Source organism: Stenotrophomonas sp. 107298_Sma, from assembly GCF_056480345.1.
The window spans coordinates 844,243-864,204 of the sequence record NZ_CM151094.1; the positions used below are offsets into that span (position 1 = coordinate 844,243).

Annotated in this window: 16 protein-coding genes and 5 tRNA genes; 16 read left to right on the top strand and 5 right to left on the bottom strand. The window is 66.2% G+C overall.

Annotated elements, in window-relative coordinates:
- Positions 1 to 63 precede the first annotated feature (63 nt).
- Genes ppk2 through hemA form a run of 4 tightly spaced genes read right to left on the bottom strand, consistent with a single transcriptional unit; the run spans position 64 to position 4,948 of the window.
- Positions 64 to 846, bottom strand: a complete 783-nt coding sequence (gene ppk2, locus ACZK2G_RS03865) for a polyphosphate kinase 2 (protein ID WP_478474738.1) — start codon at positions 844 to 846, stop codon at positions 64 to 66.
- Positions 847 to 892: 46 nt separating this feature from the next.
- Positions 893 to 2,599, bottom strand: a complete 1,707-nt coding sequence (locus ACZK2G_RS03870) for an O-linked N-acetylglucosamine transferase, SPINDLY family protein (protein WP_478474739.1) — start codon at positions 2,597 to 2,599, stop codon at positions 893 to 895.
- Positions 2,600 to 2,604: 5 nt separating this feature from the next.
- Positions 2,605 to 3,687: a peptide chain release factor 1 gene (prfA, locus tag ACZK2G_RS03875; RefSeq protein WP_046983104.1), complete on the bottom strand. Its 1,083-nt coding sequence runs from the start codon at positions 3,685 to 3,687 to the stop codon at positions 2,605 to 2,607.
- Complete coding sequence (hemA, locus tag ACZK2G_RS03880; RefSeq protein WP_046983103.1) at positions 3,665 to 4,948, bottom strand: glutamyl-tRNA reductase; 1,284 nt, start codon at positions 4,946 to 4,948, stop codon at positions 3,665 to 3,667. The genes prfA and hemA overlap by 23 nt, the downstream gene beginning before the upstream one ends.
- 63 nt (positions 4,949 to 5,011) lie before the next feature.
- Between hemA and ACZK2G_RS03885 the strand changes: the two genes are divergently transcribed.
- The 8 genes from ACZK2G_RS03885 to ychF all read left to right on the top strand — a co-directional run bounded on the left by ACZK2G_RS03885 (position 5,012) and on the right by ychF (position 12,002).
- Entirely contained in the window at positions 5,012 to 6,697 is a 1,686-nt protein-coding gene (locus ACZK2G_RS03885) for a tetratricopeptide repeat protein (protein WP_253079247.1), read from the top strand.
- Positions 6,694 to 7,353 carry a lipoprotein insertase outer membrane protein LolB gene (gene lolB, locus ACZK2G_RS03890; protein WP_046983101.1) on the top strand — a complete coding sequence of 220 codons (660 nt, stop codon included), beginning with the start codon at positions 6,694 to 6,696 and terminating at the stop codon, positions 7,351 to 7,353. Before ACZK2G_RS03885 ends, lolB begins: the two co-directional genes overlap by 4 nt.
- Entirely contained in the window at positions 7,350 to 8,219 is an 870-nt protein-coding gene (ispE, locus tag ACZK2G_RS03895; RefSeq protein WP_478474741.1) for a 4-(cytidine 5'-diphospho)-2-C-methyl-D-erythritol kinase, read from the top strand. Before lolB ends, ispE begins: the two co-directional genes overlap by 4 nt.
- A gap of 11 nt (positions 8,220 to 8,230) precedes the next feature.
- A tRNA-Gln gene (locus ACZK2G_RS03900) sits at positions 8,231 to 8,307 on the top strand.
- 138 nt (positions 8,308 to 8,445) lie between these two features.
- Positions 8,446 to 9,405 (top strand): ribose-phosphate diphosphokinase, encoded by a 960-nt coding sequence (locus ACZK2G_RS03905; RefSeq protein WP_005415400.1) that lies wholly within the window; start codon positions 8,446 to 8,448, stop codon positions 9,403 to 9,405.
- A 107-nt stretch (positions 9,406 to 9,512) separates the two neighbouring features.
- Complete coding sequence (locus tag ACZK2G_RS03910; RefSeq protein WP_046983099.1) at positions 9,513 to 10,130, top strand: 50S ribosomal protein L25/general stress protein Ctc; 618 nt, start codon at positions 9,513 to 9,515, stop codon at positions 10,128 to 10,130.
- 50 nt (positions 10,131 to 10,180) lie between these two features.
- Positions 10,181 to 10,759, top strand: coding sequence for an aminoacyl-tRNA hydrolase (pth, locus tag ACZK2G_RS03915; protein WP_004144977.1), 579 nt, complete (start codon positions 10,181 to 10,183; stop codon positions 10,757 to 10,759).
- Positions 10,760 to 10,910: 151 nt separating this feature from the next.
- The gene (gene ychF, locus ACZK2G_RS03920) at positions 10,911 to 12,002 is read left to right on the top strand and encodes a redox-regulated ATPase YchF (RefSeq protein WP_046983098.1); all 1,092 of its coding nucleotides are present in this window, start codon (positions 10,911 to 10,913) and stop codon (positions 12,000 to 12,002) included.
- Positions 12,003 to 12,590: 588 nt separating this feature from the next.
- Here ychF and ACZK2G_RS03925 read toward each other — a convergent pair.
- Positions 12,591 to 15,329, bottom strand: a complete 2,739-nt coding sequence (locus ACZK2G_RS03925; protein WP_478474742.1) for a TonB-dependent receptor plug domain-containing protein — start codon at positions 15,327 to 15,329, stop codon at positions 12,591 to 12,593.
- Between the two features lie 170 nt (positions 15,330 to 15,499).
- On the opposite strand from ACZK2G_RS03925, the gene ACZK2G_RS03930 reads away from it, so the two are divergent.
- From ACZK2G_RS03930 to secE, 8 genes are all read left to right on the top strand, one after another.
- Complete coding sequence (locus ACZK2G_RS03930) at positions 15,500 to 16,519, top strand: cyanophycinase (RefSeq protein ID WP_337302147.1); 1,020 nt, start codon at positions 15,500 to 15,502, stop codon at positions 16,517 to 16,519.
- A gap of 104 nt (positions 16,520 to 16,623) precedes the next feature.
- Complete coding sequence (locus tag ACZK2G_RS03935; RefSeq protein ID WP_046983096.1) at positions 16,624 to 17,640, top strand: isoaspartyl peptidase/L-asparaginase family protein; 1,017 nt, start codon at positions 16,624 to 16,626, stop codon at positions 17,638 to 17,640.
- Positions 17,641 to 17,776: 136 nt separating this feature from the next.
- Positions 17,777 to 17,862 (top strand) — tRNA-Tyr (locus ACZK2G_RS03940).
- Between the two features lie 24 nt (positions 17,863 to 17,886).
- Positions 17,887 to 17,960: transfer RNA gene (locus tag ACZK2G_RS03945), tRNA-Gly, on the top strand.
- A 49-nt stretch (positions 17,961 to 18,009) separates the two neighbouring features.
- A tRNA-Thr gene (locus ACZK2G_RS03950) sits at positions 18,010 to 18,085 on the top strand.
- Positions 18,086 to 18,126: 41 nt separating this feature from the next.
- Complete coding sequence (tuf, locus tag ACZK2G_RS03955) at positions 18,127 to 19,317, top strand: elongation factor Tu (RefSeq protein ID WP_012510154.1); 1,191 nt, start codon at positions 18,127 to 18,129, stop codon at positions 19,315 to 19,317.
- A gap of 103 nt (positions 19,318 to 19,420) precedes the next feature.
- A tRNA-Trp gene (locus ACZK2G_RS03960) sits at positions 19,421 to 19,496 on the top strand.
- A 49-nt stretch (positions 19,497 to 19,545) separates the two neighbouring features.
- Positions 19,546 to 19,959 (top strand): preprotein translocase subunit SecE, encoded by a 414-nt coding sequence (gene secE, locus ACZK2G_RS03965; protein ID WP_004145202.1) that lies wholly within the window; start codon positions 19,546 to 19,548, stop codon positions 19,957 to 19,959.
- Positions 19,960 to 19,962: the final 3 nt, after the last annotated feature.

Genomic DNA, 19,962 nt, shown 5'->3' on the forward strand with positions numbered 1-19,962 from the left:
TTCGGCTGTTGCTGTTGCCTTGGTTCGTAGCAGGTGCAGGGCCGCAGGCCCTGCCGACCCACCCTAATCTTCGACCGGGAAGTCCTCGATCGGCTTCAGTACATCGTAGTGCTCGCGATGCAGCTTGCCCTTCAGCTTCGGCAGCTCCGGCAACGGTGCATCCACCCGGGTGTCCGGCAACCGGTCGAGCAGGTTGCGTACCAGGGTCAGCCGCCCCAGCCGCTGGTCGTTGAAATCCACCAGCGTCCACGGCGCATCCGCGCGATGGGTGGCACGCAGCATCGCCTCGCGCGCTTCGGTGTACGCGCTGTACTTGCTGCGTGATTTCAGATCCACCGGTGACAGCTTCCAGCCCTTCAGTGGATCGACATGGCGCTCGGCGAAGCGCTTCTCCTGCTGCTCCTGATCCACGCACAGCCAGTACTTGAACAGCAGGATGCCGTCATCCACCAGCAGTTGTTCGAACACCGGCGACTGGCGCAGGAACTGCTGGTACTCGGCCTCGCTGCAATACCCCATCACTCGTTCGACGCCGGCGCGGTTGTACCAGCTGCGATCCATCAGCACGATCTCGCCGGCCGCCGGAAGATGCGAGGCATAACGCTGGAAGTACCACTGCGTGGCTTCGCGGTCGGTAGGCTTGGGCAGCGCCACCACCCGGCACTGGCGTGGGTTGAGGTGCTGGCTGATGGCCTGGATCGCGCCGCCCTTGCCTGCGGTGTCGCGGCCTTCGAACAGCACCAGCAGGCGCTGCCCGCTGTGCTGCACCCAGCGCGCCATCGCGGTCAGCTCCAGCTGCAGTGGCTGCAGCAGTTCGTCGTATTCCTTGCGCTTGAGCTTGGCCATCGTCACACCCTGCGGGGAGGAAGCCCGAGCGTAGCGCAGGGATCGCTCAGGCGATGTCGAGGCCCTGCCACCCATGCTCGCCGGCCAGCCGCTGCAGCAGCGCTGAAAGGTCGTGGGCAAATCCGGCCATGTCGAACAGGCCGCTGCCTTCGCGTGCCTGTCCCAGTTCTGCGCGCAACGCCGCCAGTGCCGCCGGGTCATTGCCCAGCGTGCTGGCGGTAGTGATGAACGCTGCATCGTCGGCGACATTCATCCGTGCCAGCCCCAGATGGTGGTTGAGGCTGCCGGCCACGCGCGAGGCGAAGGTCTCGCCGGGGCAGGTCAGCACCGGGCAGCCGGCCCATAGTGCGTCCGATGCTGTGGTGTGCGCGTTGTACGGGTTGGTGTCCAGGAACAGATCGGCCAGCTGATAACGTGCAAGGTACTGCGGATGCGGCAGCTTGGCCATGAACACCAGGCGTGCCGGGTCCAGGCCAGCGGCCTGTGCGGTGCTGCGCAGGCGGGCATCGGCCTGACCGGGCCCGGACAGCAGCCACAGCACGCTGCCGGGTACCGCCTGCAGCACGGCGAAGGCGCGGCCCATGCTGCGCGGATTGAGCTTGTAGCTGTTGTTGAAGCAGCAGAACACCACGCCGTGCTCGGGCAGGCCGCAGTCCGCACGCGTCGGCGCGGCTTCCAGCGCACGCGTGTTGTCCGAGGGCTGGAACGCACGCGGCAGGCGCAGCACGCGTTCGCTGTAATGCGGTTCCAGCGATGGTGGTAGCGCGAAGTCATCGCCAATCACCGCATCCATCCACGGCGCACCCGATGTGCCGGGGTAGGCCAGCCAGTTCAGCTGCAGCGGGGCAGGACGCATCGCCAGCACTTCCGGCGCACCGCCGCCGCCCCAACCGCGCAGGTCGAACAACAGGTCGATGCCCTGCGCGCGGATGCGGGTGGCGATGTCGGCATGGCGCAGGCCGGCCACGTCGTGCAGATGCGTCGCCGCCTGCAGGCGCTGGCGGATGCGGCTGCCGTCGTCGCGGTTCAGTGCGAACAGATGCAGTTGCAGCGTCGGGTCAAGGCGCAGTTGCTCCAACAGGGCTACAGTCAGCAGCCCGGTGGGATGGGCGCCAAAACCATTGGAAAGGAAACCGACGCGCAAGGGGCCGTGCCCGCGCGCCTTTACGGCAGGAAGGGGACGCACCCCCGAAGCAACCACCGCAGCACGTGCACGCGCACAGGCCAGCTGTTCGGCGGCGCTGGCGTCCTCGCTGAGGAAGGCGAACGGTTCGACAACACCCTGTCCGGAGGCCAACGCACCGCGCACCTGTGCAGCCAGCGCGTCCACGTCCTGCCAGTCGCACAGGCGGCGCTGCCAGGCCAGCCGCTGGGCGGCGATGTAGGGCTCGGCCGGCATCAGGGTGTGCGCGCGCCGATAGGCGGCCGATGCGCCCTCGGCATCATCGGCATCTTCCAGCGCGTGGCCCAGCCACAGCGCGATGCCTGGATGCTGCGGTGCCAGCGCCGAGGCTTGGCCGAGCAGCGTCGCGGCGTCGGTATGTGCGCCGGCCATCCACGCCACGCGGCCCAATCGCGCCAGCGCTTCGGGATGGTTCGGACGCAGCTGCAACGCACGGCGCGCGGCCTGTTCGCCAGCAGCGATGTCGCCGGCTTCCAGTTCAAGGTCGGCCAGCATCACCCAGGCGACAAAGTCGCCGGGCTGGCGAGCGATCGCCTGTTGCAGTTGTTGCCGCTGCTGCCAGGCCGTCATCGTGCTCAGCTCGCCGACAGCTGGGCCAGGGCGTCGACCTGGTGTTCGTGGCTGAGCCGCTGCAGCAGCGGATCGAGATCGCCGGCGAGGATGTTCGGCAGGTCATACAGGGTCAGGCCTTCCACGCGGTGGTCGGTGATCCGGCCCTGCGGGAAGTTGTAGGTACGGATGCGCTGGCTGCGGTCGCCACTGCCGACCTGCAGGCGCCGCGACTCGGCCTGTGCCGCATCCTGGCGCTGGCGCTCGGCGTCCAGCAGCTGCGCCTTCAGGCGTTTCATCGCCTTGTCGCGGTTGGCGTGTTGGCTGCGTTCGGTCTGGCATTCCACCACCACGCCGGTTGGCACGTGGGTGATGCGGATGGCCGACTCGGTCTTGTTGACGTGCTGGCCACCGGCGCCGGACGAGCGGAACGTATCCACCCTCAGGTCCGCCGGATTGATGACGATGTCATCGACTTCATCGGCCTCGGGAATGATCGCCACGGTCGCCGCCGAGGTGTGGATGCGGCCCTGCGATTCAGTGGCCGGTACACGCTGCACGCGATGCGTGCCCGATTCGAACTTCAGGCGCGAGAACGCGCCACGGCCGACCACGCGCGCCACCACTTCCTTGTAGCCGCCATGTTCGCCGGGGTTGTCCGATTCGATCTCGACCTTCCAGCCCTGGCGTTCGGCATAGCGGGCGTACATGCGGAACAGGTCGCCGGCGAAGATTGCTGCTTCGTCGCCACCGGTACCGGCACGCACTTCCAGGAACAGGTTGCCTTCGTCGCGTGGGTCGCGCGGCACCAGCAGCAGTGCCAGTTCCTGTTCCAGCTCCTGCAGGCGGGCTTGGGCGTCGGCGATCTCTTCGTCGGCCAGCTCGCGCAGGTCGGGGTCGGCACGCATGCCTTCGGCCGCGGCCAGGTCGGCCTTGGCACGGGCTTCATCGGCGAGGGCGGTGGCGATCGGCTCAAGTTGGGCGAATTCGCGCGAAAGGTCGCGGAAACGGGTGTTGTCGGCGACCACATCGGGTTCGGCGAGCAGGCGTTCCAGTTCTTCGCGGCGCTCGGCCAGCGCTTCCAGCTTACGGCGCAGGGTCGGCGTCATCGGGTCTCACGGGTGGGTGGCGGTAACCCGGCGTGGCCGGGAACAGGCGCTCGGCGGCGCGGGTCAGGTCGGCGTCGCCACTCAGCGCGGCCGCGCGCAGCGCAGCGGTCGGCGGATGCAGCAGGCGGTTGGTCAGGCCATGGGCGAGCAGTTCCAGCACTTCGTCAGCCGGCTTGCCGTTGGCCAGCTGCTGGCGCGCGCGCTCCAGCAGTTCGGTGCGGGTGGCCTCGCCGAACGCGCGCAGCTGCCGCAATGGCGCCTGGTGGGCGCTGGCCTGCTGGGTCTCGACGAAGCGCGACACCTGCAGGTCGATGATCGCCTCGGCCTCGGCGGCGGCCTCGCGGCGGCCACGGCGGTTGTCTTCCACCGCCCGCTCGAGATCGTCCACGGTGTACAGGAAGGCATCGTTGAGCGTGGCGACCTCGGCTTCGATGTCGCGCGGCACGGCCAGGTCGAACAGCAGCATCGGCTTGTGCCGGCGCGTGCGCAGCGCCTTGGCCACCATCTCGCGATGGATCACCGGCTCGCGTGCGGCAGTGGCCGAGAACACCACGTCGGCCTCGCTCAGGTGGCGGTCCAGTTCGGTCAGCGGCAGGGCCACACCGCCGTGGCGGCTGGCCAGCTCCTGCGCATGGGCGAGGGTACGGTTGGCGATCAGCAGCCGCCGCACCTTGCCTTCACTCAGGTGGCGTGCAGCCAGCTCGATGGTCTCGCCGGCGCCGACCAGCAGCACGGTGGAATCGTCCAGGCGCGCGAACGCGTTCTGCGCCAGTCGCACTGCGGCCGATGCCACAGATACGGGGTTGGCGCCCACCTGGGTGTCGGTGCGTGCGCGCTTGGCCACCGAGAAGGTCTGCTGGAACAACCGATCCAGGCGCTGGCCAAGCAGGCCATGATCGCGCGCGGTCGACCAGGCATCCTTCACCTGTCCGAGGATCTGCGGTTCGCCCAGTACCATCGAGTCCAGCCCGGTGGCGACCCGGAACAGGTGGCGTACCGCTTCGGCATCGGCATGTTGGTACAGGTAGCCCTGCAGGTCGCCGGCCTGGGTGTGCAGCCATTGGTCCAGCGCCTGTGCCGAGTCGGCCACCGCGTACAGCTCGGTGCGGTTGCAGGTAGACAGCAGCACCGCCTCGGCGATCTGCGGGGTATCGCGCAGCGAACCGAGCGCGCGCGGCAACGCCTCACCGGCGAAGGCCGCGCGTTCGCGCAGTTCCACCGGTGCGGTCTGGTGATTCAGTCCGAGCACCCACAGGGTCATTGTTCAGTTGCTTGCGATAAGCTGCTGGCCATTGGACGACATTTTAAGGCCCCGATGCCGACGATGCCCGCATTGATTCGCATCCCCAGTGTTCTGCTGCTGTCCCTGGCCTGCGGCCAGGCCCTGGCGGCGGTGCCGGCCAAGGCCCCCGTGCGGGCCCCGGCCACTGAGGAACTGGCGCTGGAACCGGTGATGGCCGGTGAATTCGCGCTGCAGGCCGGCAAGCTGGCCGAGGCTGCGCGCTGGTACCTGCAGGCCGCCCAGCAGACCGACGGCGACGCCGGCCTGGCCGAGCGTGCGACCCGTATTTCCATGCTTGCCAACGATGATGCCAGCGCGGCCAAGGGCTTGGCCCTGTGGCAACAGCGGGCGCCGCGCTCGCTGACCATGCGCAGCGCCGCCGGCGCGCTGGCCATGCGCCAGGGCGACGTGAAGGCGGCCCGCAGCGAACTGCAGGCGCTGCTGGCCGACCCTGACGAGCGTGGCTGGAAGTTCGCCCTGGCGGCCTTGATCGGTGGCGGCCGCGACCCGGCGGTGCCGGCGCAGGTGCTGGGCGAGCTGGTCGACGCCAACGCCATTCCGTCGAAGATCGAGGCCTGGCAGGAGTTCGGTCGTCTCGCCCTGCGCATGGACAAGCCCGAGCTGGCGCGGCGCATGATCGATGAAGTGGTCAAGCGCTTCCCCGAGGAGCCGCGCGTGGCGCTGCTGCGCGCCAGCCAGCTGCAGCAGGCTGGCGAGACCGGCAAGGCGCTGTCGCTGCTGCAGGACGTCGAACCGAAAACCCGCCAGGACCCTGAACTGCGTAACGCGGTGGCCATCGCCTACGACAGCCTTGGCCAGCCGTCGGCCGCCGAGCGTGTGCTGGCGTTCGGGCCGCAGGACGTGCAGACCTGGGGCATGCGCGCTTCGCTGCTGGCCAAGCAGGGCGACAAAGCCGCGCTGTCCAACCTGTACAACGAACTGTCGCGGCAGGCGGCCAAGCCGGACCCGGCGCAGCGCCTGCTGCTGGGCAAGATCGCCGAGTACCTGAAGCGTTATCCCGAGGCGGTGCAGTGGTACCACAGCGTGCCCGGTGGCGATGAGCTGAGCGAAGCGCGCCTGCGCGCGGCCAACGCCCAGGCCCTGGCCGGGCGCCTGCCGCTGGCGCTGGATGAAGTGCATGCGATCCAGTCAGATGCGGTGGTCGACGACGACGTGCGCCGCGACGCCTACCTGCTGGAAGCCGAGCTGCGCCAGCGCGCCGACGACAGTGCCGGTGAACTGGATGCGCTGGCCCGCGGTCTGGCAGCGTACCCGGATGACAACGGCCTGCTGTACGCCCGTGCGCTCACCTGGGAGCGCCGTGACGATATCCCGCGTGCCGAGGCCGACCTGCGCAAGATCCTGGTGACCGACCCGGAAAACGTGCCGGCCCTCAACGCGCTCGGCTACACCCTGGCCGACCGTACCGGTCGCCTGCAGGAAGCGTTGGAGCTGATCGACCGCGCCCGCGTCGCCGAGCCGGACAACGCGGCCATCGTCGACAGCTACGGCTGGGTGCTGTATCGCCTGGGCCGCAAGGAAGAGGCGCTGGTGCAGCTGCGCCGTGCCTGGACCCTGGCCAAGGACCCGGAGATCGCTTCCCATGTCGGCGAAGTGCTGTGGGTGCTGGGCAAGCACGATGAGGCCCGCCATTTCTTCGAAGAGGCGGCCAAGCTCGACCCTGAAAACCGCGCGCTGCTGCGCGCCCGCGAGAAATTCAATCCATGAGTGTTTCCCTGATCCGGCCGCTGCTGCTGGCGGTCGCGACCGTGGCGGTCACCGCCTGCACCACCGTGGGCACGCAGAAGACCCCGGCGCCTGCCGTAGTCGAGACGGTGTCGGCTGAAGCTGCGCAGGCCGAGACCGTGCGCGTGGCCGCACTGCATGCGCAGCCGGACTGGGCCTTCCAGGGCCGGGTCGCGGTCAGCAAGGGCAAGGATGGCGGCAGTGGCCGCATCGACTGGAAGCAGGACGGCCGCCGCTATGTGGTCGAATTGAGCGCGCCGGTGACCCGGCAGAGCTGGAAGCTGACCGGCGATACCCATTCCGAGGCCGGCCGCCTGGAAGGGCTGGCCGGTGGCACCCGTGACGGTGAGGACGCCCAGCAGCTGCTGCTCGAGGCGACCGGCTGGGACATTCCGGTCAACCAGCTGCCGGAGTGGATCCGTGGCCTGGTGGCCGGCGATGCTGCCGGTCCGGAGAAGGTCGAGCGCGACGGTGAAGGCCGGCCGCGCCGCATGCAGCAGATGGGCTGGCAGGTGCAGTACCTGGAATGGTACCCCGCCGAGGCCGGGCGCCCGGCGCTGCCGCGCCGGATCGAGGCCAGCAATGGCGATGCCAAGGTGCGCCTGCTGGTGGACCAGTGGGGGCAGGGCGCGCCATGAGCGGGGCAGTCGACGATGCGGGCTGGTCCTGGTGGCCGGCCCCGGCCAAGCTGAACCTGTTCCTGCACATCATCGGCCGTCGTGCCGACGGTTACCACGAGCTGCAGACTGTGTTCCGCCTGCTGGACTGGGGGGATCGCATTGGCCTGCGCCTGCGTGAAGACGGCCAGGTTCGCCGTGAAGGCGAAGGCCTGGCCGGCGTTTCCGAGGCCGATGATCTGGCAGTACGTGCCGCACGCCTGCTTAAAGATGTGGTGAATGTCGCGCAAGGTGTGGACATAATCGTTGAAAAACATGTTTCTGCGGGTGGTGGTTTCGGCGGCGGTTCGTCCGATGCCGCCACCGTGCTGGTGGTACTGAACCGGCTGTGGCAGGCCGGTCTGGACGAAGACGCGCTGGCCGCGCTGGGGCTGCGCCTGGGTGCCGACGTGCCGGTATTCGTGCGTGGCCACAATGCCTGGGCCGAAGGGGTCGGTGAGCGCTTGCAGCCGATCACGCTGGCGCCGGCCTGGTATGTCATCGCCGAACCTGGGGTTCATGTCCCCACCCCGGCGCTGTTTGCTGATCCGGATTTGACGCGCGACTGCCCACAGGCGAAAATAGACGACTTCGCTTCCGGCGCTCTGGTCGGGAACGTGTTCGAGCCGGTGCTGCGCCGCCGCGAGCCTGCCGTAGAGGCGGTGCTTGCCGCGTTGAGCGGTATTGGCAGGGCACGTTTGACCGGGTCCGGAAGTGGTTGTTTCGTCGAGTTCGATTCGCAGGCTGCCGCAGAGCAGGGGCGAGCGGAGTTGCCGAAGGAGTTGCGGGCAAGGGTGGCCGCGGGCGTTGCACGTTCGCCACTGCTGGATGCACTCGAGCAACACTGATTCATCAATGCAGGGGCGTCGCCAAGAGGCCCAAGGCACCAGGTTTTGATCCTGGCATTCGGAGGTTCGAATCCTCCCGCCCCTGCCAATGCGGCTGTGTCCGCGCCATCCAGCGCATCGACCGCGCGGGACGTGGAAACAACCGCGGTGTTGTAAGCAGCAGGGGCCGAAGCGGTCCTTGCCGCTACCGGATCCCCGCCACTCGTCCCCGCCCGAGACAATCATGATGCAAGAGTCCCCGAACCTGCTGGTCTTTTCCGGCAACGCCAACAAACGTCTGGCGCAGAACATCTGCAAGGAACTGGGAGTACGCCCGGGCAAGGCGCTGGTCTCGCACTTCTCCGATGGTGAAGTGCAGGTGGAAATCGAAGAGAACGTCCGCAAACAGGACGTGTTCGTGATCCAGCCGACCTGTGCGCCGAGCGCGGAAAACCTGATGGAACTGCTGGTGCTGATCGACGCGCTGAAGCGCGCATCGGTGGCCAGCGTGACCGCCGTGGTGCCGTACTTCGGCTACTCGCGCCAGGATCGCCGCATGCGTTCCTCGCGCGTGCCGATCACCGCCAAGCTGGCCGCAAAGATGTTCAGCACCGCTGGCGCTGATCGCGTGCTGACCGTTGACCTGCACGCCGACCAGATCCAGGGCTTCTTCGATATCCCGGTGGACAACGTGTATGCGTCCCCGCTGCTGCTGGCCGACATCTGGCGCGCCTACGGCACCGAGAACCTGATCGTGGTGTCGCCGGACGTGGGTGGCGTGGTCCGCGCCCGTGCGGTGGCCAAGCGTCTGGATGACGCCGACCTGGCGATCATCGACAAGCGCCGCCCGCGCGCCAACGTCTCCACCGTGATGAACATCATCGGTGACGTCGAAGGCAAGACCTGCGTGATGGTCGATGACATCGTCGATACCGCCGGCACCCTGTGCGCCGCTGCCGCTGCCCTGAAGGCGCGCGGTGCGCTCAAGGTCGCCGCATACTGCACCCACGCGGTGCTGTCGGGCCCGGCGGTGGACAACATCACCAATTCCCAGCTCGACGAGCTGGTGGTGACCGACACCATCCCGCTGAAGGACGCAGCGCGGGTGTGCAGCAAGATCCGCCAGCTGAGCGTGGCGGAAATGCTGGCCGAGACGATGCGCCGCATCGCCTTCGGTGAGTCGGTCAGCTCGCTGTACGTCGACTGATTTTTCGTCCCCGCCGGCAACGGCAGGGACACACCGGGCGCTTCTGGTCGCGGAAGCGCCTTCAACCGCCAAGCCGCAAGGCAAGGCAACAACCTGAGTAGTCGAAAATGTCGAAGACCCATGAAATCAAGGTCACCAAGCGTGAACTGCAGCGTAAGGGTGCGAGCCGCCGCCTGCGTCACGCTGGTGTGATCCCGGCGATCGTGTACGGCGGCAACGCCGAGCCGGTCGCCATCAGCCTGGACCACAACGAAATCTGGCTGGCCCAGCAGAACGAGTGGTTCTATGCCTCGATCCTGGACCTGAACCTGGACGGCCAGGTGCAGAAGGTGCTGCTGCGTGACATGCAGCGCCATCCGTACAAGCAGCTGATCATGCACCTGGACTTCCTGCGCGTGAACGAGAACGAGAAGCTGACCGCTTCGGTTCCGCTGCACTTCATCAACGAAGACACCTCGCCGGCTGGCAAGGCTGCCGACGTCGTGGTCGCCCACGAACTGAAGGAAGTGACCATCAGCTGCCTGCCGAAGGACCTGCCGGAGTCGATTGAAGTCGACCTGGCCGACCTGAACGCTGGCGACGTGGTGTACCTGTCCAACATCAAGCTGCCGAAGGGCGTGGAAATCCCGGCGCTGGCGCTGGGCAAGGACCACGACGACGCCATCGTCACTGCCAAGCACGGCAAGCAGGATGCTGCCGACGCTGAAGAAGCAGCGGCCGAGTAATACCCCGCGGCGCCTGTCCTTCGGGGCAGGCGCCGTATCTGGATGGAACGATGGCAGGATTGCGACTGATCGTCGGTCTGGGCAACCCCGGATCGGAGCACGCCCGGACCCGGCACAATGCCGGGTTTCATTTCGTTGAGGCTCTGGCGGAAAAAGCCGGTGCACGATGGAATGTGGACAGCAAGCTGTTCGGTGAGACCGCCAAGGTCGAGATCGCCGGGCAGACGGTGTGGCTGCTCAAGCCTGCCACCTTCATGAACCTCAGTGGCAAGTCGGTCACCGCCGCACAGCGGTTCTGGAAGATCGAGCCGGAAGAAACCCTGCTGGCACACGACGAACTGGACCTGGCGCCCGGCGTGGCGCGGTTGAAGTTCGACGGCGGCCACGGCGGCCAGAACGGCCTGCGCGACACCATCCGCCTGCTCGGCCACGGCAAGTTCCACCGCCTGCGCGTGGGCATCGGCCATCCCGGCCACAAGGACCGCGTGGTGGGCTGGGTGCTGGGACGCCCTTCCAAGGACGATGAAGTACTGATTTCGCGCGCCATCGACGATGCGATCGACGTGCTGCCGCTGGCGGTGCAGGGCGATTTCAGCGAAGCGATGAAGCGCCTGCACACTCCGAAATAACCGGTGGGTACCGGCCGGTGGTCGGCAACGGGCATCAATCGGCCCCGGTAGTTGCCAACCTTGGTTGGCAGATGTTGAACACCGAGATGGATTGGCCAAGCAGCGCGCGCGCTGTTTCACCAATCACTTTCACCCCAGAGAGCTGTCACCCATGGGTATCAAATGCGGCATCGTCGGCCTGCCCAACGTCGGCAAGTCGACCCTGTTCAATGCGCTGACCAAGGCGGGTATCGCCGCGGCGAACTTCCCGTTCTGCACCATCGAGCCGAACGTCGGCATCGTGCCGGTGCCGGATCCGCGCCTGAACGAGCTGGCAGCGATCATCAACCCGCAGAAGGTCATCCCGACCGCGGTCGAGTTCGTCGACATCGCCGGCCTGGTGGCCGGTGCCGCCAGCGGTGAAGGCCTGGGCAACAAGTTCCTGGCACATATCCGCGAAGTCGATGCGATCACCCACGTGGTGCGCTGCTTCGAGAACGCCGACGTCATCCACGTCAACAACAAGGTCGACCCGATCTCGGACATCGAAACCATCGATACCGAACTGGCGCTGGCCGACCTGGACAGCGTCGAGAAGGCGCTGAACCGTGCCGAGCGCGCGGCCAAGGGCGGTGACAAGGACGCAGCGGCGCGCAAGCCGGTGCTGGCCAAGCTGCAGGCGGCGCTGTCGGACGGCAAGTCCGGCCGTTCGGTTGGCCTGGACGAGGAAGAGAGGGCGCTGGTGCGCGACCTGTTCCTGCTGACCCTGAAGCCGGTGATGTACATCGCCAACGTGCTGGAAGACGGGTTCGAGAACAACCCGCACCTGGACGCCGTGCGCGCGCATGCCGCCGCCGAAGGCGCGCAGGTGGTGCCGGTGTCGGCCGCAATCGAAGAAGAGCTGTCCCAGCTCGATGACGAAGACCGCGATACCTTCCTGGCCGATCTGGGCCTGAGCGAGCCGGGCCTGAACCGCGTGATCAACGCGGCCTACAGCCTGCTCGGCCTGCAGACCTACTTCACCGCTGGCGTGAAGGAAGTCCGCGCGTGGACCGTGCGCAAGGGTGCCACCGCCCCGCAGGCTGCCGCGGTCATTCACACCGACTTCGAGAAGGGCTTCATCCGCGCCGAAACCATCGCGTATGACGACTTCATCAAGTACAAGGGCGAAGCCGGTGCCAAGGAAGCTGGTCGCCTGCGCCTGGAAGGCAAGGAATACCGTGTGCAGGAAGGCGACATCCTGCACTTCCGCTTCAACGTCTGATCCAGCTGCATCGGATCGACCCCGGACGCCCCGCCTTGTGCGGGGCGTTCGCGTTTCCGGAGATGGACAAAAAAACACCACGTTGCGAAACGCTTGCTGTGTGATGCTCGCCGGCACTTGTCCACAGCAAACTCCCATCGCTTTCCACGCCGGATGTGGAAAACCGTGGGTCGGATCCCTTTCCACGGGAAAGGGCTCCGACCCCGATCAGTGCAGTCGGGCCGTGGACAAAATTTCACCACGCTTCGAAACGCTTGCGCTGCAATGCTCGCGCCCACTTGTCCACACCAAGTTCCCATCGCTCTCCACGTCCGGTGTGGAAAACAGTCGAAGGGCATGGACAAAAAGTCACCACGCCCGGAAACGCCTGTGAGACAAGGATCGCGCCCACTTGTCCACACCAAGTTCCCATCGCTTTCCACGTGCGGTGTGGAAAACCCGCGTGGCCCGCTCTGGTAGTCGCCCACCTTGGTGGGCGCGTGGCAGATCAGTGCCCACCAAGGTGGGCATCTACCAGAGCCAGGTTCCCAAACAACAAGGCCCGCCAATGGCGGGCCTTGTCGTCCACGTTCTGCAATGCGGCATGCCTTACAGCGCGCTACCGCCGAACTTGTGGGTGTACTGCAGGTTGATCGTGCGGCCGATGCTGTCGAACCAGGACACGTCGTAGTACGGGTACGCCGTGTACGTGGCGTCCTTCGGCGGCATCTTGTTGAACACGTTGACCACCGACAGCGACAGGCGCGAATGATCGTCGAAGCGGTACTGCAGCGACGCGTTGTAGCGGTAGGTCGCCTTGATGTACGGGCTGTCACCGCTGTCCCACTTGAACACCTGGTCGTAGCTGTCCGAGGTCGGCAGCTTGCCCAGGCGCGAACCGTAGACCGTGGCCGACCATGCAGCCTTCTCCCAGGTCACGCTCAGGCTGGTCTTGGTGCGCGGGATGTCGAAGTTGCTGTTGACCGCGAACTGGTCCTGGATCGGATCACCGGGGTAGCGCTGGAAATCGTGCTTCTTCACCCAGGTGTGGGTGCCGCTGAGGATGAAATCACCGATGCCGGTCTGCAGGCGGTAGCGCAGGCCGACGTCGATGCCGGAGGTCGATTCGCGGGCGACGTTGATCGGGGCGACGCGCACGCCGTACAGGCGGCCATCACTGGTGCGGGTGATGCGGTCGAGCGCGTCCACGCAGGTCGGCGAATTGATGTCGACGCTGCCGAGGCGGCAGTTCGCTTCGCTGGCCAGGATCGTGCGCACGTCCATGTCCTGCACCTGCTTGCGCATGTCGATGTCGAACCAGTCCAGCGACAGGTCCAGGCCGATCGCCGGCGACCAGACCAGGCCCGCACTCCACGAGGTGCTGGTTTCCGGGTCGAGCTGGCGGTTGCCGGTGCGGCTGCGGATCAGGTTGCGCTCGTAGTCGGAACAGTCGGTGGCGCCGTCGGCGCGGCAGCTGTACAGGTCCTCGGCGCTGGTCTCGTCATTGCCCGGGCCGGCGAATACATAGTGCAGGTCCGGCGCGCGGAAGGCAGTGCCGTATGAACCGCGCACCAGCAGGGTGTCGATCGGGCGCCATTCCAGGCCGCCACTCCAGGTCGCCTTGCCGATGGTGTTGCCGGAATAGCGGTACTGGTCGTAGCGACCGGCCACGCTCAGGTTGACCGTCTCGTGCAGCGGCATGCGCAGCTCTGCGGCGGTGGCCCAGCGGTTGCGTGAGCCCTTGCCGTCCGAATCCTTCCAGCTGTAGTAGTAGTACTGGGTGGCCAGCGGATCGGGGTTCAGCGAATACGCCTGCTGGCCCACTTCCACGGTCGCGGCGAAACCAGCGTCGCCGCCCGGCAGGCCGAACAGTGCGGAGTTGGTCACAGTGAAGGCAGCCGTCTCGGTGCGCGACTTCGGGGTGTAGGTGGTGCGTGCGGCGATCGAATCGTACTCGGCGCGGGTCAGCGGCCGGTACAGGCGTGACGGGTCGGCGTTGTAGATCGGGAAGCCGTCATCGTCCACGCCCAGCTGCGGGCCCAGGAACAGGTCATTGGCCTTGGCGGCGATGATCTGCGCCCAGCTGATCCTCGACTGGTACTGCGAGTGGCTCAGGGCCGCTTCGTAGTCCCAGTTGCCGGCCAGATTGCCCTTGAAGCCGGTGGTCACGCTGAGGGTCTTTTGCGTGCTGCGTACCATCGCATTGCGCAGGCCGCCCATTTCTTCAGGCGAGAACTGGCGCTGCCAGAACTCGACCTCGCCGGTGGCCTGGTTGTTGAAGTAGCCCGACTCATCGCCAGTGGCATCCATGCGGCCCCACTTGGTGACGTCGCGCATCAGCGACATCGTGTGGTAGCCCAGCTGCACATCGGCGAACCACTGCTGGCCGTTGTCGAAGTCGTAGCTCAGCGAGGCGTAGCCATTGGCGCCGCGGCGCTTGCTGAGGATGGTGCCGTAGCCGATCGAGCTGTCGCTGCCGCAGTAGTAACCGTACTTCGGCCGATAGGCACGGTAGGTGCTGCCCTGGTTCTGCCCGGCCAGCGCTTCGCAGGTGGCCGCGCCCGGGTCCAGGTAGTCGTCGTTGTAGTCGGTGCGCAGATATGCGCGGCGGGCGATGCGCGAGCCTTCGGTGGGGCCGTCCTGGGTCGAATCCTGGATGTCGCGCTCGTAGGCCCACAGCGGGGTCTGCGATTGCAGCTCAACGCTGTACACCGCATTGAAGTTGCCGTGGCTGAAGCCGCTGGCGATGCTCACGTCGAACGACTCGCCACCGCCTTCGCTGGTGGTGCCCATGCGCATGTCGACGGTGGTGCCGTCGGCCTTCTTCTTCAGGATGAAGTTGACCACGCCGGCGATTGCATCCGAGCCGTAGATGGCCGAGGCGCTGCCGGTCAGCACTTCGATGCGTTCGATCATCCCCAGCGGGATGTTGGAGACGTCGGTGAAGTTGCTGCGGCCCTTGAACGGCATCGGGAAATCGGCGATGCGGCGGCCGTTGACCAGCACCAGCGTGTGGTTCGGGCCCAGGCCGCGCAGGTCCACCTGCTGGGCGCCCGGCGAGAAGTCGGCGCCACTGGACGACTGCTGGCTCTGCGTCTCGCCGCCGTTCTGGGTCATCGACCGCAGTACGTCGGGCACGGTGGTGAAGCCGCTGGAGCGGATCTGCTCGGCGCTGATCACCGTGATCGGGGCGGGGCCTTCAACCTGGGCGCGCGGAATGCGCGAACCGGTGACCTGCACCGCGTCCAGCTGTTGAACCGAAGAGGAAGCCGGAGCCTGGGCCGCCGCGGAAGCAGCCACGCCCATCAACGCCAGCTGGATCGACCACGCCATCGCCTTTCTACGCATGAGGAATTCTCAGAAATGAAGCCGGCCCGCAGAGGTGGGGCCCTGTCCCCCATTCAGATTTCTGGAATGGGCGCGCGCATTTAACGCCTTTTTTATGTCCTTGACTACTGGGTTCCTATCTGGCAAAGAGTGAAAACGCTTGCAAGTCGATTTTGTTCAGGGAGATCAAGATGCGACGCCTCCACAGAACCCTGCACGGCCCCTTTTCCTGGCTGGCGCTGCTGGCCCTGGCCTGGCCGCTGGCGGCGCCTGCGCAGGACCTGCAGGGCCCCGGTTTCGCCTATTACGAAGTCGGTGATCTGGAAGCCCCCCGGCCTGGTCCGCGCGCGCCAGCGATGATGCTGATGGGGGGCGGCGAGTGGGTGCCCGAGGCCTTCCAGTGGTGGCTGAAGCAGGCCGGCAACGGCCGTGTGCTGATCCTGCGCGCGTCGGGCAGCGATGAATTGCAGGACCGCCTGTACCGGGACATCGGCGGCACCACCGCCGTGCAGACCCTGGTCTTCGACAATCGCCGTGGCGCCGACGATCCGGCGGTACTGCGCGTGGTCGCTGCGGCCGACGCCATCTTCATTGCCGGCGGCGACCAGTCGCGCTACATCCGCTTCTGGAAAGGCACCGCGCTCAACCGCGCACTCAATGCCCACGTGCGCGCCGGCAAGCCGATTGCCGGCACCAGCGCCGGGCTGGCGATCCTGGGCGGCTATGCCTATGGCGCGATGGATGGCGGCAGCGTCACCTCCGCCGGTGCGCTGGCCGACCCGAAGGGCAGCGCGGTGACCATGGACAGCGGCTTCCTGCAGATGCCCTATCTGCAGCGCGTGGTCACCGATACCCACTTCGACAAGCGCGACCGCCTCGGCCGCCTGATCGTGTTCGTCGCCCGCGCCGTACAGGACAGTGGCGACCCGGACATCGTCGGCATCGGCGTCGATGAAGACACCGCCCTGTGCGTGGAGCCGGATGGCCAGGCGCAGGTCTACAGCGCTGATGGCGAAGGCAAGGTCTGGGTGGTCAGCCCCGGCCGTGATGCCGATCGCCTGGTCGAAGGCGAGCCGCTGCGCTTCCACGCCGTGCCGGTGACCGTGGTCGCCAGCGGCAGCCGCATGCGCCTGGACGACTTCCAGGCCGAGGCCGGCTATCAGGCGGTGGCCGACATCAGCGACGGCGAGATTGAGTTCACGCTTCGGTAGTGCCGGCCGCTGGCCGGCAACTCACTTCCCTGATACGCCCCTTGCCGGCCAGCGGCCGGCACTACCTTGCAATCCATTCCCTCGTTCTGCTGGAGACGTACCCGATGAAACTGCGCCTGGCGCTGTCCGCACTGTTGTCCCTGCCCATGCTTGCCCAGGCCGCGCCGGCCACCTCACCGCTGCTGGTCATCCACGGTGGCGCCGGTGTCGAGCGCAAGGACCTGTCGCCGGCCGAGGAAAAGGCTGCGCGTGACGCGCTGCGGGCGGCCCTGTTGAAGGGGCATGCGGAGCTGGCCGCCGGCCGTCCGGCGCTGGCAGCGGTCACCGCAGCGATCACCGTGCTGGAGGACGATCCGACCTTCAACGCCGGCAAGGGCGCGGTGTTCACCCACGATGGCCACAACGAGCTGGACGCGGCGGTGATGGATGGCGCGACCCAGGCCGCTGGTGCGGTGGCCGGCGTGCAGCGGGTGCGCAATCCGATCCTGCTGGCACAGACGGTGATGCAGAAGTCCCGGCACGTGATGATGGTCGGGCAGGGCGCCGAGTCCTTCGCGGTGGAGCAGGGCATGACCCTGGTCGATCCCTCGTACTTCCGGACCGACAAGCGCTGGCAGCAGCTGCAGCGGGCACTGAAGGAAGAGGCCAGCGGCCAGGCGCATGCTGACCTGGAGACCGCAAAGCACTTTGGTACCGTCGGCGCGGTTGCGCTGGATGCGCAGGGCCATCTCGCCGCCGGCACCTCCACCGGTGGCATGACCAACAAGCGCTACGGCCGTGTCGGCGACTCGCCGATCATTGGTGCCGGTACCTGGGCCGATGCCCGCTGTGCGGTGTCCGGTACCGGTTGGGGCGAGTACTACATCCGTACCGCGGCCGCGCACGAGATCTGCGCGCGCATGCGCTACCAGGGGCAGACGCCGGAGCAGGCCGGCAAGGGCGTGATCAACGAAACGATTCCGCAGATGGGTGGCGACGGTGGTGCCATCGTGCTGGCCGCAGACGGGAAAATGGCGGCGCCGTTCAACACCCAGGGCATGTACCGCGGCTGGATCGGGTCGGACGGAATCCCCCATGTCGCAATTTTCGCCAGCGAGTCCCTGGCAGTGCCCGCGCAATAGCCTTGCGTATCAATGGCTTTGCGACGCATGTGAAAAAAAGTGAAAAAAAGCGTTGACAGGTCTCCGCTTCATCTCCAGAATTGCGGGCTCACCACCACACACCGCAACGCTTCGGCGGCACGGAATGGGGTGGTAAGGAGGGATACCCAAGCGGCCAACGGGGGCAGACTGTAAATCTGCTGGCTTACGCCTTCGGTGGTTCGAATCCACCTCCCTCCACCAGTTTCACGTTGTGACATTCCCGGCGCGGGAGTAGTTCAATGGTAGAACCTCAGCCTTCCAAGCTGATGGTGCGGGTTCGATTCCCGTCTCCCGCTCCATTGAATGAACTTTGAATATTATCGAGTTCATGTCATAATGCAAAACTCGGCTCACGTAGCTCAGTCGGTAGAGCACTTCCTTGGTAAGGAAGAGGTCGAAGGTTCGATTCCTTTCGTGAGCACCATCTTAAGCACCACCTCTCAGACGAATTCGAGATAAGCAGCCATGGCCAAGGGTAAGTTCGAGCGCACCAAGCCGCACGTCAATGTCGGCACCATCGGTCACGTCGACCACGGCAAGACCACGCTGACCGCCGCACTGACCAAGATCGGTGCCGAGCGCTTCGGTGGCGAGTTCAAGGACTACTCCTCGATCGACGCCGCGCCGGAAGAAAAGGCTCGTGGTATCACGATCTCGACCGCGCACGTCGAATACGAATCCGAGAAGCGTCACTACGCCCACGTCGATTGCCCGGGCCACGCTGACTACGTCAAGAACATGATCACCGGTGCTGCCCAGATGGACGGCGCGATCCTGGTCTGCTCGGCCGCTGACGGCCCGATGCCGCAGACCCGCGAGCACATCCTGCTGTCGCGTCAGGTCGGCGTGCCGTACATCGTCGTGTTCCTGAACAAGGCCGACATGGTCGACGACGCCGAGCTGCTCGAGCTGGTCGAAATGGAAGTGCGCGAGCTGCTGAGCAAGTACGACTTCCCGGGCGACGACACCCCGATCATCGCGGGTTCGGCCCGTCTGGCGCTGGAAGGCGACCAGAGCGACATCGGCGTGCCGGCCATCCTGAAGCTGGTCGACGCCCTGGACAGCTGGATTCCGGAGCCGGAGCGTGCGATCGACAAGCCGTTCCTGATGCCGGTGGAAGACGTGTTCTCGATCTCGGGCCGCGGCACCGTGGTGACCGGTCGTATCGAGCGCGGCATCATCAAGGTCGGCGACGAAATCGAAATCGTCGGTATCCGTCCGGTGCAGAAGACCACCGTGACCGGCGTTGAAATGTTCCGCAAGCTGCTGGACCAGGGTCAGGCAGGCGACAACGCTGGCCTGCTGCTGCGCGGCACCAAGCGTGACGACGTCGAGCGTGGCCAGGTTCTGGCCAAGCCGGGTTCGATCAAGCCGCACACCAAGTTCGAAGGCGAAGTGTACGTGCTGTCGAAGGATGAGGGCGGCCGTCACACCCCGTTCTTCAACGGCTACCGTCCGCAGTTCTACTTCCGCACCACCGACATCACCGGTGCAGCCCAGCTGCCGGAAGGCGTCGAAATGGTGATGCCGGGTGACAACGTCAAGATGGTCGTCACCCTGATCAACCCGGTGGCAATGGACGAAGGCCTGCGCTTCGCCATCCGCGAAGGCGGCCGTACCGTCGGCGCCGGCGTGGTCTCGAAGATCATCGAGTAAGCCTGCAGTACCGGCGGTTGCATAGCGCCGCCGGTTACGCGAATGGCGGGCCGGGAACCTCGGTCCGCCTTCGCCGTCTAAGGGAAGGCAAGTTTTATCACGTACGCCAGTAGCTCAATTGGCAGAGCAGCGGTCTCCAAAACCGCAGGTTGGGGGTTCGAGTCCCTCCTGGCGTGCCATCTGCCCACCTTATCCAGCGGCCTGGGCCGCTAAAGCAGACACAGCCGGATGAATAGCAAGATCGAACATTCCAAGGACAACTCCGCCAACGGCGGGGATATCGTCAAGTACGTTGCCGCATCACTGCTGGTGCTGGCGGGTCTGTTCGTCTGGTTCTGGTTCTCCGCCGACTCCGGTCGCGCCGCCCAGCTGGGTGCGTGGGCGGGTCAGCTGCGTGCGTTGGCGGTTGTGGTCGGTCTGGTTGGCGGTATCGGCGTGTTCATGCTGACCGGCAAGGGGCGCGACACCCGCGAATTCCTCTCCGAGTCGCGCTTTGAACTGCGCAAGGTTGTCTGGCCGACGCGCCAGGAAGCCGTCCGCATGACCTGGGTCGTGATCGTCGTGGTCCTTATCCTCAGCCTGCTGCTGGGTGGCTTCGACTTCCTGATCCAGAAACTGACTCAGTGGTTCCTGAGCCGCTAAGGA

Coding starts and splice junctions, on each gene's coding strand:
- ppk2 (WP_478474738.1), bottom strand. CDS start 846: ATGGCCAAGCTCAAGCGCAAGGAATACGACGAACTGCTGCAGCCACTG.
- ACZK2G_RS03870 (WP_478474739.1), bottom strand. CDS start 2,599: ATGACGGCCTGGCAGCAGCGGCAACAACTGCAACAGGCGATCGCTCGC.
- prfA (WP_046983104.1), bottom strand. CDS start 3,687: ATGACGCCGACCCTGCGCCGTAAGCTGGAAGCGCTGGCCGAGCGCCGC.
- hemA (WP_046983103.1), bottom strand. CDS start 4,948: ATGACCCTGTGGGTGCTCGGACTGAATCACCAGACCGCACCGGTGGAA.
- ACZK2G_RS03885 (WP_253079247.1), top strand. CDS start 5,012: ATGCCCGCATTGATTCGCATCCCCAGTGTTCTGCTGCTGTCCCTGGCC.
- lolB (WP_046983101.1), top strand. CDS start 6,694: ATGAGTGTTTCCCTGATCCGGCCGCTGCTGCTGGCGGTCGCGACCGTG.
- ispE (WP_478474741.1), top strand. CDS start 7,350: ATGAGCGGGGCAGTCGACGATGCGGGCTGGTCCTGGTGGCCGGCCCCG.
- ACZK2G_RS03905 (WP_005415400.1), top strand. CDS start 8,446: ATGCAAGAGTCCCCGAACCTGCTGGTCTTTTCCGGCAACGCCAACAAA.
- ACZK2G_RS03910 (WP_046983099.1), top strand. CDS start 9,513: ATGTCGAAGACCCATGAAATCAAGGTCACCAAGCGTGAACTGCAGCGT.
- pth (WP_004144977.1), top strand. CDS start 10,181: ATGGCAGGATTGCGACTGATCGTCGGTCTGGGCAACCCCGGATCGGAG.
- ychF (WP_046983098.1), top strand. CDS start 10,911: ATGGGTATCAAATGCGGCATCGTCGGCCTGCCCAACGTCGGCAAGTCG.
- ACZK2G_RS03925 (WP_478474742.1), bottom strand. CDS start 15,329: ATGCGTAGAAAGGCGATGGCGTGGTCGATCCAGCTGGCGTTGATGGGC.
- ACZK2G_RS03930 (WP_337302147.1), top strand. CDS start 15,500: ATGCGACGCCTCCACAGAACCCTGCACGGCCCCTTTTCCTGGCTGGCG.
- ACZK2G_RS03935 (WP_046983096.1), top strand. CDS start 16,624: ATGAAACTGCGCCTGGCGCTGTCCGCACTGTTGTCCCTGCCCATGCTT.
- tuf (WP_012510154.1), top strand. CDS start 18,127: ATGGCCAAGGGTAAGTTCGAGCGCACCAAGCCGCACGTCAATGTCGGC.
- secE (WP_004145202.1), top strand. CDS start 19,546: ATGAATAGCAAGATCGAACATTCCAAGGACAACTCCGCCAACGGCGGG.